Raw genomic sequence first — 13619 nt, 5'->3', positions numbered from 1 at the left:
GTTCGTTACGGTTTCTCATTTTAATTACCTCTGATTACAACTTGATATGACGAATAATATCACCCAAAGCATTAACTAAATATTAAGCAGTATGTTAATATTGCATGGATATTGTAAAATTAATGTTAAGAAAGTCATTGTGTTACTTTCAGACCAAGTGGCTTAACTTTTCCATCTGCAAACTGGGTGGATTATTCATTTTCATGATTTGGGGGTATTTGCCTGTAAATCAGATTTATGGTTATAAAAATCAACGAATACACGAACTTTTGGCAGTTCATAATCATAGGCTCGGTAAAACAGATAGATTCTGTAATGTCTGAAGTCTATATCCGGTAGTATTTGGACTAACTCCCCGCGGGCCAGTTCCTTCTGCACTAAAACATCCCCTGTCAGAAAAATTCCGTGTCCATCCTTGCATGCTTGATTAAGGGCGTCAAATTCATTCATTAATAAAACCGGTCTGTTTATTGTGATATAACCGCCATCAGCCAGTGGTAATTGATGTTTGGGCTTTCTTAAGGTGTGGGAAATAAAATGTGCCGTGCTTAATTCCGCTTTTGTTTCAGGTAGTCCATAGCGTTCAATATAATCGGGTGAGGCGCATAAAATGTTTTTAACCGTATAGATATAGCGGAATTTCAAGTCATTGGTATAAGGCGGTATTTCAGGAAATCCCATCATGATATCGGCTTTGCTGTCTGCAAGATCCTGATCCTGCTCCGTAAAAATCAATTCCAGCTCGATTTTAGGATACAAAGCCCGGAATTCCTTTAAATGTTGTAACAGCCAGTGTCTGGCTAAAATGGTGGAAACCAGAACACGAAGCGTTCCCTGTGGCTCGTTTTTTTTATTTTCGATAAACTGATTCAGTCCGGTTATTTCTTCATCGAGCTTTCGACAACGTTGATAAAGCCTCTGTCCCATCTCAGTCAGTATAATTTTTCGGGTCGTTCGCTGAAACAACTGCATGCCAATTTGCTGCTCCAGCTTTTTTATCTGCTTGCTCAAAGCCGTAGGCGTAATATGCAGCATCCTGGCCGCGGTTGCGAAGTGTAGCGTTTCTGCCGCTTTCATAAAGCATTGTAACGATTGATTTATTTTCATACATGAAGCCTCCCGCATTAATTATAACCTATAAGTACATAATTAATGAACTTTTAATCGTTTTACATTATTAATTTCATTAATATAAAATAAAAGCGTGTTTAATTACCGGAGTAAAACAATGTCTTATCAATTTCATCATGTAGGGATCCCGGTTACGGAAGTGCAGCCAAACGAGCGTTACAGTCCTGTTTTTAAAATGCACACTTCCGGAGGTCAGGCTCCGGGCAGGATACAATATCACCGTTTTGAAAAAGACTGTCCCCTGCACCCTTTGATTCAAACCAAACCTCATGTGGCATTTAAAGTGCCCAGCATCGATGAGGCTATCAAAGGCAAGCATGTGATTCTGGAGCCTTATTATCCCTTTGAGCGCTTTAAAGTGGCTATGATTGAGGATAACGGTTTACCGGTTGAGTTTATTGAAACCGATTTGTCGGAAGAGGACATATGGGGCGATACGGTGTATAAAAATTCTGCTATCTATCCTGACAAGCCGGGTTCGTAAAAAAATATGGTGCGTAAGTGGAAAAAAGATCGGTTCTTTAACAGCCCTTCAAGGGGAAGGGCTCCTGTTTTTTAGCACACCTTTCAGTTTCGGATCATGCACAGATGTTAATCCTGCTTCGATTTACTCCTTCCTGGGATCTGGTGTTTTAATTTACATCTAAGTTGCATAAAATACACACCAATTACCAATGCGGCTTTATTGAGCGGCCAGACAACCCATTGACGGAGTTAGCAATGTCCGATGCAAAACGAGAAAAAACCAGACTGGATATTAAATCGTACTCTAACAGTGAGCTGTTTGAACTGATTTCAAACCAGATGCTCGAAGGTGATTACACCCACGCCACGCTTGGGGTATCAATCCTTGATTTATCCAAACGCACTCCAGACACCAGAGAATCCCGACAAATTCAGGCATTAATCCCTAACCTCATAGAGCGATGCGAAATGGGTATCAGGGATGACGACTCTCATGCCATGACCGTTCGCGGCATGATACATCATCTCGGTGCCGGGGAGGCGGTTGATTACAACAAAGCGATAGCTCTCTATAACAAAGCCATTAAGATTGATAAAAACGCTGCGGCCATGAATAACCGTGCTTTTATGCATCAATATGGTCAAGGTGGTCCTGTAAATTTCCCGGAAGCCATCAGGCTTTATGAGCTGGCCATTGAGGCGGGTAATGCTGCTGCCATGTTCAACCGTGCCTTGATGCATGAAGATAGTCAAGGTGGTCCCGAAAATTTCCCGGAAGCCATCAGGCTTTATGAACTGGCCATTGACGCGGGTATTGCTGCTGCGATGAACAACCGTGCCTTGATGCATCAAAAGGGTCAAGGTGGTCTCAAAAATTTCCCGGAAGCCATCAGGCTTTATGAACTGGCTATTGACGCGGGTTATGCTGCCGCGATGTTCAATCGTGCCTTGATGCATAAAAAGGGTCAAGGTGGCCCCGTAAATTTCCCGGAAGCCATCAGGCTTCTTGGGCTGGCTATTGACGCGGGTGATACTGACGCCATGTTCAACCGTGCCTTGATGCATGAAAAGGGTCAAGGTGGCCCCGTAAATTTCCCGGAAGCCATCAGGCTTTATGAACTGGCCATTGACGCGGGTGATACTGACGCTATGAACAACCGTGCCTTGATGCATCAAAAAGGCCAGGGTGGTCCCGTAAATTTCCCGGAAGCCATCAGGCTTTTTGAGAAAGCCATTGATGCGGGTGATATTTTCGGTATGATCAACCGGGCCTGGATGCATCAAAAAGGTCAAGGTGGTCCCGAAAATTTCCCGAAAGCCATCAGGCTTTTTGAGATGGCAAACAGGTTGGGGTATTTACCAGCCAAAACCTGCCTGAGAGATATATATACCCGCAAACCGGCAAACAATCCCGAAATTGCGCTCGAATTACTGGATGTCATCTGGGACGATCTGCTTTCAGGGCTGCCCTTTACTGAACATACCCTAACCCTGCTTGGCACCCATTGTAAAGATAATATTCTTGCCCGCCTAAAGGACAAAGACTCTAAACCAGGCACCAGTCGTAAATTTATCAGCCATTTACTCAGCAACCGCGACCATCCGTTGATTACAATCCTGAATCATAGAGAAAAAGAAACCGGTGACACCGAGGAATTTCAATCGCTCAGTACCCACGGAAAATTCCTGCAGAATCAGAGAATAACCTTTTTTAGTGGTGTCCTGAAGAATGAAAACTCCAATTTATCAAAACTACCCGCGGAGCTTTGCTACGAGATTTTGCCTTATGTATATCCTGGTGAGCGTGGTATGTAAATAACCTGACAATCCATTTGCCCATTCAAACGCTTGAAACAGGAAGTCACCCTGAACGACTCGTGAACACTCCTGAAACTCCCTGACAAATCAACGGGTTTGACAGCGTATGCACAAGGTTATCCACAGAATTTGTGGATAACCGGTTTTTACTCCTGATTTGGAAAATAACCTTGAAAGCCACGCCAATTCTGGATTATCGCGCTGAAACGAATAGAATCATTGAAAAAAATACGGGGTGTTTAAAAAAAATATCCACAGATTGCGGATTGGGGAAGAATATATCTTACGCCCTGTAAGGTTATCAGAAAAGAAATAAAAAAACAGTCTTGACACCAGGCTTTGTGAATCCAAATGTTATTTGACACCCTTTTTTGTAGCCCGTAAGGAGGCCTGTGGCCGTATTGCGGGCTACAGGGAACTATTACTGCTGTTTTGCCATCATTCTGGTTATTGACTCATCATTAAATTGATGAATAGACTTGCCCTGGATATTGAGATACAAGGCACAGTTAAAAATCACATTGAACGTTTTGCTGATAACCAGCCATGAGACAAAAAGAAAGACCAGTACAGGTAAATTAATGGGCAGTACTTCAATGAACTGCGGGAAAAAATAAAGTAATCCGTAACCGATAACAACCAGCCCCAGAAGAATAAGATAAAAAATGGTATTAACCGATAACAGCTTTCGCCACCCTTTTCCAATCAATTGAATTGAAAGCTTGAATGCCTTGATAGGCCCCTTCCCTTCCGCAATCATGACCGGCAATACAAAATAAGTGGTTACCGCCCATGAAAAACCGAAGATCAGCGATAAAAAATCAGCTATCGCACTGTGCAGCCGTTCCAGCGAGTTAATCAGGAGACAAACGGTGGAACTGATCAATGTCCACTGCAAGAGAGGCCCTGCGTGCTTTAAAGTAAGGCGTAATCCCCGGAAAACGCTCAAATGGGTACCCTGTAACCGTTGCATCACACAGGTTACCAACGAGGCGTTAAAATAAAGAACGATAAAACTGAGAATAAAGTACAACCCCGCCAATCCGGCAATCAAAGCAATCGGGCTTTTATCATAAAGGCTCAGTACCTGGCCAAAATGGAGTGAGGAATAACCAATCAGTGACGCAAGAATGCCGCCCAGAGCCGCCAGGCTTATCAGCGGCAGAACGAAAAGATCCGGGTTTTTTTTCAGAAACCTGGCACAATCGACAAGAAATTGCCAGGAATTTTGAATTCGCTCTAGATAGCTCATAGCCTATTACCGTGTTAATAATTAAATAAAGATGATTTCATCTATCCTAACTATAGCTTAAAACATCACCAGACCATACACAACGTCCCTTTCGTCAGTAAAGTGTAAATTCAGCACAGATCCACCGTGTCCAGATAGTGAGGTATCACGCAGTTCCAGCCTAGTTGTTCTTCGATATGCTCTTTTAACGCCAGGGACGCCTCCGGTTCTCCATGAGTAATAAACGTCGTTTTCGGGGCTTGTTTAAATTGTCCCAGCCATAATAAAATTTCCTCATAATCGGCGTGGGCGGATGTGTTGGCGAGCATTTCTATCCTGGCGCGAATCGGTACCATCTGACCATGAATTTTTATTTCCGACTCATGAGCCACCATGCGTGCGCCCCGTGTACCTTTTGCTTGATACCCGGTCAATAAAATCGTGTTTTGGGGATCGGGGCCAAACACTTTAAGATGATGAAGAATACGACCTCCAGACATCATGCCGCTGGCTGAAATAATAATTTTGGGTACGGTCATCCGGTCGATACTTTTCGATTGCTCAGGCGTATTGACATAATGAGCCACATGACAAATATCAAAACATTGTTTGGGCGTTAAGAGATGTTCATCACTATTGTTGAGCAATACCTGTGTCGCGTCAATCGCCATGGGACTGTCAAGAAAAATGGGTAAATCCGGGATCAGCCCGCTTTGTTTCAGATGATAAAGATAATACAACATGGTCTGTGCCCGACCTACCGCAAATGCCGGAATCAGTAAAGTTCCTCCGCGCTTTGCCGTAGCGTTAATCACTGTTGCGAGAACCGTCATCGGATCGCTTTTTTCATGCAGACGATTGCCATAAGTGGATTCCAGAACCAGATAATCCGTCTGGTCGATTTGTTGCCACGGTTTCATGACAGGATCGTGATGGCGACCGATATCACCGCTGAATAACAGTTTTGTAGAGTTATGTTTTATTTCAATAAACGAGGAACCTAAAATATGCCCGGCTCGATACCAGCGGCATTGCAGAGACTCAAAGAAAGAATAAGCTTGATTGTAATTGACCGGGACAAATTGTTTTAAAGCGATAAGTGCGTCGCTCTCCGTATACAAGGGTAGCGCGGGATGATGTTTGCTGTATCCGTATTTGTTGGCGCGATTGGCGTCTTCCTCATGAAGATGGCCGCTGTCGGGCAGCAGGATGTTGCATAATTCCATAGTTGCCCTGGTGGCGTAAATGGATCCCTGGAACCCGTTTTTTACCAGCAACGGCAAATAGCCGGAATGGTCAATATGGGCATGGGTCAATAAAACCGCGTCGATAGAGGACGGTTCCACCGGCAATGGATGCCAGTTTCGTAATCTTAAATCCTTTAATCCTTGAAAGAGCCCGCAATCGATGAGAATTTTCCTGTTTCCACATTCAACCAGATATTTGGATCCGGTGACCGTCTCTGTTGCACCCAGGAAAGATAGCTTCATGGTTATCCTTATATTTCACAAATGATACATACCAATGATGAATCATGTTATCGTATAACGATAGCGACAGGCCGTACAGACCTATGATTCAAACTAATTGGGATATTATAACCGGGCCACCCAGTTCGGGAAAAACAACATTAATTAATCTGTTAGCGTCAATGGGGTACACAACCTCGCCGGAAGTCGCCCGGGATTACATCAATCGGTTATTACAATGTCACATCAGTCTGGACATGATTCAAAAGGACGCCTGGTCTCTGCAGCGCAAAATTCTTTCTATCAAGCTACGAAAGGAACGTCAATTGCCTCCCGATAAAAAGATATTTTTTGATCGGGGTACACCGGACAGTATTGCCTATTATCGATTTCACAATTTCCCTCTGACAGACGCTTACAAGGCATGCAGCCATCGACGCTACAAGCGCATATTCTTCTGTAGCGGCCTGCCTGTTGAGCGCGATGGTGTTCGCCGCGAAAACGAGGACATGGCGAAATTGCTGGGTGAATATTTATTCGAAGCGTATGTTTCGCTGGGCTACCACCCTGTCGTACTGCCGGTAACCACTGTGGAGGAACGCTTAAACCTGATTCTCCGGCACGATGAATGAATTAATCCGGATCCGTAATTCCTCAACGAGGGTCTGACGTGTATTTTCTTCCCGGGATGGGGATGGCTGGACATCCTGCCAAATTCCATGCGGCCACAGCCTGTCATTTGTAAAGCGGGCCACAACGTGAACGTGCAATTGGGACACTATATTGCCCAATGTCGCCACATTGATTTTATCTGGTGTGAAATAATCACGCACAAGAGTAGACAGGCGGCTGATTTCATCCATAAGCGTATGTTGCAATTCTTGCGGCAACTGGTCCAGATCCTGAATATTGTCCACACGGGGAACCAGAATAAGCCAGGGATAATCGGCGTTGTTTTTGAGAAAAACCCGCGACAAAGACCAGTCACCCAGTTCAATGCAGGTTGAAACAATGCGCGGATCCACGATAAAGGACATAATACGTTTATATCTTTTTTACGAACTGTGATTTCAATTTCATGGCGCCTATACCATCGATTTTGCAGTCGATATCATGATCGCCTTCCACCAGACGGATGCTTTTGACCTTCGTGCCTACCTTCACAACCTGAGAGGAGCCTTTTATTTTTAAATCCTTGATGACTGTGACACTATCGCCGTCAGCAAGCACATTGCCATGGGCGTCTTTAATAACACGGGCGCTGTCGTTCTCCTGTTCCTCAACGGCTTTCGGCCATTCATGCGTGCATTCCGGGCAAACAAGCAGCAAACCATCTTCGTAGGTGTATTGTGAATGGCATTTCGGGCAGTCAGGTAAATTGGTCATAGGGTTATCCTTTAAAGGCCGCGTTCCACGGCGTTTCATGCGGGTGACAGACATGATTTGCAGAAAATAATATCACAATTGCCGCAAGCGCTTAAGCGTTTGTTAATTTTAATATGGTAAATTATTTCCCAATTATTTGTTTTAATAAGGTTATATTTATGCCAACAATCTATATCGACAATACCGCAGATGTTAAGAAATATGAAAAAGCAATAAATTATATTCTTGATACAATAGATGCAAAAAAGATAGAGGAATACGTCTGTCCTGTTTCAAGTGAATTCATGAGCGAACCAATGTTTATGCCTGGTGAAGACAAGTATTGTTATGATAAATCCAGTTTGGAGGAGTGGTTCACAAAGCAAAATACTCACCCTTACACCCGAAAAATATTAACCGGAAATCCTATTGAACATTTCAAGGTCAACGATCCCCTGCAACGATTTATTTTTAAATTTCTCAACAAAAAACTGGCCAAACTCCATGACGAGAAACCCGAGTTATTTACATCTTCGGACAAAATTGCAGCAGAGGAAGTTTCCCTCGATTCCGATAAAGGGAAAGAACGTATTGAGATAGAAGAAGAAATCATTGATTATGACACTTCCGCGACCAGTTCAGTGGAAACAGAGGACATGGCTGTGGCAACCCCGTTTAATTCAGCAGCCCATACTCCCGACATGCTGGAGGTTTTTGATATAACTCCCGTTGATTATCATGACATTATCAATAGAGTCATAACCCTGGACGACGCGAGTATAATGGATGCCTGTGAAACGGATGAAAACACCGCTGTGTGTGTGCTGTTAACGCCTGTCCTTATGGAAAAAATAACTCGGGATCAAGCTGAAACACTTAGGGATATACATGAAAAAGTCCAAACGGCGTTTGCATTGATCCCTGCTTTGCAGACAGAAACATCGGTGGATGCGACCAGAAAAACCCCGACTGTTGTGGGATCCACAAAAAAAGTTCCCCACACTCGAACATCACCTCCAGTTAAGCATGAGGTTCGCGTTCCTGCAAGATCATTTTTTGAACCTGCGGCAACCACCCCGCCTCACGTTGATTATTCCACTTACTCACCGCCGACACATTCGTCTTCAGATGAGGTAGAGTTACATAAAATAAACGTCCTGTTACTGGGTGATTCCGGTGTCGGTAAAAGTTGTTGTACGTTGCGTTATCTAGACGAGACCTTTGTGAACTGTTTTATTTCTCCTACAATAGATTTTGGTTACAGAAAAAAACAAATCATAACGCATGAGAAAGCAGCTCAGCTATCTATTTTTGAGCATAATGAGACCAGCTTTATGAACTACGATGGTCTATTTGAGAATGCCTCTGTTGCTATGGTGGTCTTTGATGTGAGCGACAAAACTTCATTCATAAATGTAAGTCGGCACTTATCAGTGGTCGAGCGTTATGGTCCTCCTATGCCTGTGCTGCTTCTTGCCAACAAGGCCGATCTTAAAGCCGAACGTGTGATCCGTTCGGAGGAAATCAAGGAATTTGTCGATAAATTTGGTTTAACATATTTCGAAACCAGCGCCAGGACTGGAGAAAATATTTCAGAAGCGTTTGCAAAAGCGGCCGAGCAAACCCTGATAAAACGAGGTATTATCGAAATGCCGAAAGAAACCGTGCCGGAAGAAGGGCCGTCAACGCCCTCACCTGCTTTTTACAAACGATTTTTCAAAAAATCACCAAAAGCGGCTGATTCCTACCCGCCGAAACCACCCACCAAAGAAGCGTTTAATCAAATCATGCCAAACGTGTTCCCTGTCACGGACACGACTGATATCCGTCATGTCAAAATAATGATGTTTAGTGATTATGCCGGTGCAAGCAGTGTTGCCCGGAAATATGTTAACGGAACCTTCACTGGCGATTTTTTCAGGCCTGGGACGGATTTTCAGTTGAAAAAAATACTGATACATGACAAACCGCTTTGTTTACAATTGTGGCCTTTTATGAGAACAGATGTTGCTTATAGAAGAGGCATTCATGTTGCCGTGGTGGTCATAGACGTAACGGAAAGGAAGAATGTGATTTCAGATATAATGGAACAAGTAAGTCGTTGGACTGGGGCGTCAACCACAAAGATACTTCTTGCCAATAAAACGGATATGGTATCCAAACGCGTCATTAGTTCGGAAGACATCAAAGCCCTGGCTGAAAAATATGGTTTTGACGCTTATTACGAAACCAGTGCCAAAACCGGCAAAAATATTGACCTCGCGTTTACTAAAGCTGCGGAGTACCATTTGATAAAGCATGGTTATATTGAAAAGCCTTATGAGGACGAGAAGGAGCAGGCCGATAAGCGTTGTGTTATTTGCTAGGGCACACAGGCGTGGAAACCAATTGTCAATACGCCCCAGGTTTCGTGCACCTGCCATGATTTGCTGTAGGTCGGGCCCCTTTGGCCCGACGTCATCAATCTATCTGACACTAGGTTCTGCAAAAACTGAACCAGTAAAACACCTTTCACTACCAAATCAGGAAGTATCAACAAAATCTATAAGCAATACATAATATTTTATATTGAAATTCATCTAAACTATAAACAATACAATCATATAATTATCCTGATGATGGGGAGAATTAATGCCTGATTCAATAGTTAAAAAAAATGCGAGCGATCTGTCCGATGAACAATTATTAAATCTGGCCAAATATGTCGAATCCATTACAGGAAAAATGACTGAAGTGGATCTGGTCAAAGGCAAGTCCTGGCGTTTGTCTGAAGCCATTGATATTAATAACAAAGCCGTCAAAGCTGCTTTTCAGGATCAGTTAAACGCCATTGATTCCGAGTTGGTTCCCTACAGAAAAGAGTACAATCAAATCAAAGCGCTTGAAAACAAAAAAATGAACGAAAAGGATGACGGTAAAATAAAAAAAATTGATGCGAATATTGCTAAAATAGAACAACGTATCACGCAGAAAAAAACAACCAGAAAAAAGGATGTAATCGCGCAGCAAACTCTGGACATCATCAAGGACGCTGGAGCCGGCGAGGCTTTGTGCGATGAATTAGCCAAGAGAAGCCAGCCGGAACGATATCTGGAACCAGTCATTCAGGCAGGCACCAGAGCGGGAACTGTTTTTGGTTTTTTATTAGGTTATCAGTTGCTTTTGCCGGTTTTGGGTATTGCGGCCCTGACCACACCGATTGGAATCGGCATCACCGCGGCCGTTGTTGGCTCGTTAGTTATTGGAGGCATCGCTCTCGGTATTCGTAAAGGGATCAACAATTATCGAACCGTGCGCAACAAGGAAGAAGCCAATATGTTAAAGCTTCGTATTGGCTACATCAGGGAAAAAATTACTGGAAAACAAGCAGATACCCTGAAAAATACGCTTGAAAACAACGAAAGACAGGTGAAAGATTCGGAAAAGGATTTCGTTGAGAAATTCAATAAAACCTTCGCACAGCAACTGGATCCCGATAAGGGTCTTGATGATAACAATAGCAAGATCATAACCGGGGTACTGGAAGAGAAAATCAGGGACAATAAAAGTCATAATATTGATGCGAGCCATTACGAGAAGCTGAAGAATACTTTATCTAATTACCAGTCAAAAAACATACAAAAACCCGCCCCTGAAAAGACACAGTATAATCGTGTGCCCGCCACATGGACAAGTGCTTTCAATAAAGTCAGAAAAGTTGGTGAAAACCTGTTGGTGGGTTCTACTTTTGCCGGTGTAGCCTTCGGGGTCATTTCCATTTTAACCCTGGCGGTTCCCGGTCTTAATATAGCGACCGGTGTCGCGGCAGGCATCTATCTGGGTACGGTTATCGGTGGTTTGGGAATTACCAATTTTGCCCGCACCCTTCAGCAAAAAAACAACGACGACGTGACAGGAAAACTGGCCGAACATACCAATAATATCAATAATACCAGTGCTGATTTAAAATGGGAAAACGGTGAATTGTCCCGCCTGGATACTCAAAAACAAACGCTGGCGTCCATGACGGATCAACTTGACACTATTAACGATAAATCCAGGGAAGAAGACAAACTAATCCAACAGGCAGACCAGGAGGAAATGCTGCGACAGCGGGAAGATGAGTTATCTAGCCGGGAAAAGGAATTGTTACAACGAGAAGAACAGTTTAAAGAAACTAAAATGAAACTGTTCAATGCTCACTCGGAGAGTGAGCCACAGTCCGGAGGTAACGTCGCTCAAATACAAGATGAAATAAAAAATAAATTACAGGATTTAAAAGAAAGCGCGAAATCGAGTGAACTGGATGTTAATTTTTTCAAACCACCTCGTTCTCGTTCATTTAGTATGTAGTACTGTTTCCATGTAATTTTGACAGGTTAACTGTCATTCCCGCGAAGGCGGGAAACCATTCCTGATGTGGCTCAGTGCTTGATTCAGTATGGATCCCCGCCTTCGCGGGGATGACAAAAAGACAAACATTCTGTGCAAGCCAACCTGTCAAAACTAAATGGAAAGGGTAGTAGTAACAATGAGGATTGAGTATGAACCAGGATAATTCAGACAAGCAACCATCATGTTGCGGTGGTTCCTGTAGTGCGACCGACGTATTTTGTTATGCCAGGGATTGCGCGGATTGTAATAAAGATGATGCGCAAGCCGCCCTCGCCTCCGGTCTTGTATATGCCGGCGTGTTATACCCTGAGTTACAACATCAGGATCAGGAAAAAGCCATATATTATTTACGGCAATCCATAGAGGCCGGTGACAATCAGGCGGTTAAAATGCTGGTAAACGCCTATTTAACCGGGAAAATGGCCGGCTGTTGCTGCAGTATCAAGGCTGATTACAACAAGTGGCTCGCTTTGTGCGACGAACTGGCAGAGCTTGGTCATCAGGACGTGGCTTACAGCGCCGCTTTATGGTTTGCCGGCATTGAAAAACCCGGAGACGCCGTAGACAGTGATATTAAATCCTGTTTCAAACGGGATGCGGATCAGGCGATTCATTATTTACGTCTGTGCTCCAGAGGAGACGATCCCGAATATGCCATCTCGGCGCTCGATATTCTGTGCAGTTTACTCATTACGGGCAACGATACTATTATGCCGGACAGCGCCAGATTAAAAAATATTTTAAAAGACGAGGTCGCCAAGGGTAACCAGTACGCGCAAGAGTACCTATCAAGGTATTTTCAGGCTGAATGATTCAGGTATTAGGCTCTGTTTACTTATTTTTATTTGCATGATCGGTACAAACCGGCCTGGAAAAGATTCGTAGGTATCGATTACCTCAGCGCCCATCGCTCTGTAAAAACCTTCCGCATTCGGATCGGAAATCAACAAAAATTCATGCCAACCCTTGTTTTTTGCATATTCAATCGCCTGTTGCCACACTAATTTGCCAAGTCCCTGTTGAATCTTTTTTGCATTTATGAAAAACAAATCCAGTTCCGGTTTGTTATCCTCATTGATTTTAAAAGCGAACAAGCCAAGAAGTGTATTATTTTCCTCGGCCAGAATAATCTCGCAGGTTTCAAAAAAAGACAATGTAACGCCCCATTTATTCATGAAGTCCATCATAAATGTCGGGGAGTAACCCCAATAATTTTTTGACTGGTAAATAAACTCATTAATCTTGGGTAATTCCGAAACATTGGCTCTTCGATATTGCATTGTCTGTCTCTTGCTTTTATTGCCACGCTTGCATTTTAACAATAATTTTTTTATTTTGATAACGGACTTAATCAGAAGGAACAACTATGTCGATTAGTAAATATGGAATACCGTTATGTTTCGCTTGCACTTTGTTTTCCAACACTTTGTTCGCCGATGAGGCATTATCAAAAACCTACGAGTTCAAGCCAGGGAAGATAACCCATGTCGACAACCCCGTTTTCTGGAAAATCACTATAAGCTGTAAAATAAAGACCAGCGACAACGATGATTTATTATTGGGTGTGATGAAAAAAAAATCCGGTAAAATTAATGGTATTCCCATGAAAGAAGGGGATTCCACTTCTCTGGTTGTGAGAAACGGTGATGTCTTGCATATCGTTGCAGACAACGGAGCCCGGGTTGATGTGACCAATAATGGACAATCAACGGTCACGGCCAAGTGCTCTACCTGAAGCAATATCAACTCATCATTAAAACGGCTGT

At 43.3% G+C, this 13619-nt stretch carries 13 protein-coding genes; 7 read left to right on the top strand and 6 right to left on the bottom strand.

Annotated elements, in window-relative coordinates:
* Positions 1-201 precede the first annotated feature (201 nt).
* Positions 202-1107: a LysR family transcriptional regulator gene (locus CKW05_RS07525; protein WP_058483481.1), complete on the bottom strand. Its 906-nt coding sequence runs from the start codon at positions 1105-1107 to the stop codon at positions 202-204.
* 121 nt (positions 1108-1228) lie between these two features.
* On the opposite strand from CKW05_RS07525, the gene CKW05_RS07520 reads away from it, so the two are divergent.
* Positions 1229-1615: a hypothetical protein gene (locus CKW05_RS07520; protein ID WP_058483480.1), complete on the top strand. Its 387-nt coding sequence runs from the start codon at positions 1229-1231 to the stop codon at positions 1613-1615.
* A gap of 236 nt (positions 1616-1851) precedes the next feature.
* Entirely contained in the window at positions 1852-3411 is a 1560-nt protein-coding gene (locus CKW05_RS07515; RefSeq protein WP_058483479.1) for an SEL1-like repeat protein, read from the top strand.
* A 424-nt stretch (positions 3412-3835) separates the two neighbouring features.
* Here CKW05_RS07515 and CKW05_RS07510 read toward each other — a convergent pair whose 3' ends face one another.
* Both CKW05_RS07510 and CKW05_RS07505 read right to left on the bottom strand, forming a co-directional pair.
* Positions 3836-4666, bottom strand: a complete 831-nt coding sequence (locus CKW05_RS07510; RefSeq protein WP_058483478.1) for a DUF6159 family protein — start codon at positions 4664-4666, stop codon at positions 3836-3838.
* 110 nt (positions 4667-4776) lie between these two features.
* Positions 4777-6135 carry an MBL fold metallo-hydrolase RNA specificity domain-containing protein gene (locus CKW05_RS07505; RefSeq protein WP_058483477.1) on the bottom strand — a complete coding sequence of 453 codons (1359 nt, stop codon included), beginning with the start codon at positions 6133-6135 and terminating at the stop codon, positions 4777-4779.
* An 83-nt stretch (positions 6136-6218) separates the two neighbouring features.
* Between CKW05_RS07505 and CKW05_RS07500 the strand changes: the two genes are divergently transcribed.
* Positions 6219-6746, top strand: a complete 528-nt coding sequence (locus CKW05_RS07500) for an AAA family ATPase (RefSeq protein WP_058483476.1) — start codon at positions 6219-6221, stop codon at positions 6744-6746.
* On the opposite strand, the gene CKW05_RS07495 is transcribed toward CKW05_RS07500, so the two are convergent.
* Both CKW05_RS07495 and CKW05_RS07490 read right to left on the bottom strand, forming a co-directional pair.
* Positions 6717-7151, bottom strand: coding sequence for an HIT family protein (locus CKW05_RS07495; RefSeq protein WP_058483475.1), 435 nt, complete (start codon positions 7149-7151; stop codon positions 6717-6719). The genes CKW05_RS07500 and CKW05_RS07495 overlap by 30 nt on opposite strands.
* A gap of 7 nt (positions 7152-7158) precedes the next feature.
* A complete protein-coding gene (locus CKW05_RS07490) occupies positions 7159-7500 on the bottom strand; it encodes a zinc ribbon domain-containing protein YjdM (RefSeq protein ID WP_058483474.1) in 342 nt (113 codons plus the stop codon).
* A 158-nt stretch (positions 7501-7658) separates the two neighbouring features.
* Here CKW05_RS07490 and CKW05_RS07485 point away from each other — a divergent pair, with 158 nt between their 5' ends.
* The 3 genes from CKW05_RS07485 (at position 7659) to CKW05_RS07475 (ending at position 12665) form a co-directional block, all read left to right on the top strand.
* Positions 7659-9845 carry a U-box domain-containing protein gene (locus CKW05_RS07485; RefSeq protein ID WP_058483473.1) on the top strand — a complete coding sequence of 729 codons (2187 nt, stop codon included), beginning with the start codon at positions 7659-7661 and terminating at the stop codon, positions 9843-9845.
* Positions 9846-10110: 265 nt separating this feature from the next.
* Positions 10111-11811: a hypothetical protein gene (locus tag CKW05_RS07480; RefSeq protein ID WP_058483472.1), complete on the top strand. Its 1701-nt coding sequence runs from the start codon at positions 10111-10113 to the stop codon at positions 11809-11811.
* A 191-nt stretch (positions 11812-12002) separates the two neighbouring features.
* A complete protein-coding gene (locus CKW05_RS07475) occupies positions 12003-12665 on the top strand; it encodes an SEL1-like repeat protein (RefSeq protein WP_058483471.1) in 663 nt (220 codons plus the stop codon).
* Here the strand turns inward: CKW05_RS07475 and CKW05_RS07470 are convergent.
* Entirely contained in the window at positions 12642-13133 is a 492-nt protein-coding gene (locus tag CKW05_RS07470; protein ID WP_058483470.1) for a GNAT family N-acetyltransferase, read from the bottom strand. The genes CKW05_RS07475 and CKW05_RS07470 overlap by 24 nt on opposite strands.
* Before the next feature lie 86 nt (positions 13134-13219).
* Between CKW05_RS07470 and CKW05_RS07465 the strand changes: the two genes are divergently transcribed.
* Complete coding sequence (locus tag CKW05_RS07465; protein WP_058483469.1) at positions 13220-13588, top strand: hypothetical protein; 369 nt, start codon at positions 13220-13222, stop codon at positions 13586-13588.
* Positions 13589-13619: the final 31 nt, after the last annotated feature.

The organism is Legionella spiritensis, assembly GCF_900186965.1.
GTDB lineage: Bacteria > Pseudomonadota > Gammaproteobacteria > Legionellales > Legionellaceae > Legionella_C > Legionella_C spiritensis.
Note: the sequence above shows the minus strand (reverse complement) of the source record. Positions and strands in the feature narration are given on the sequence as shown.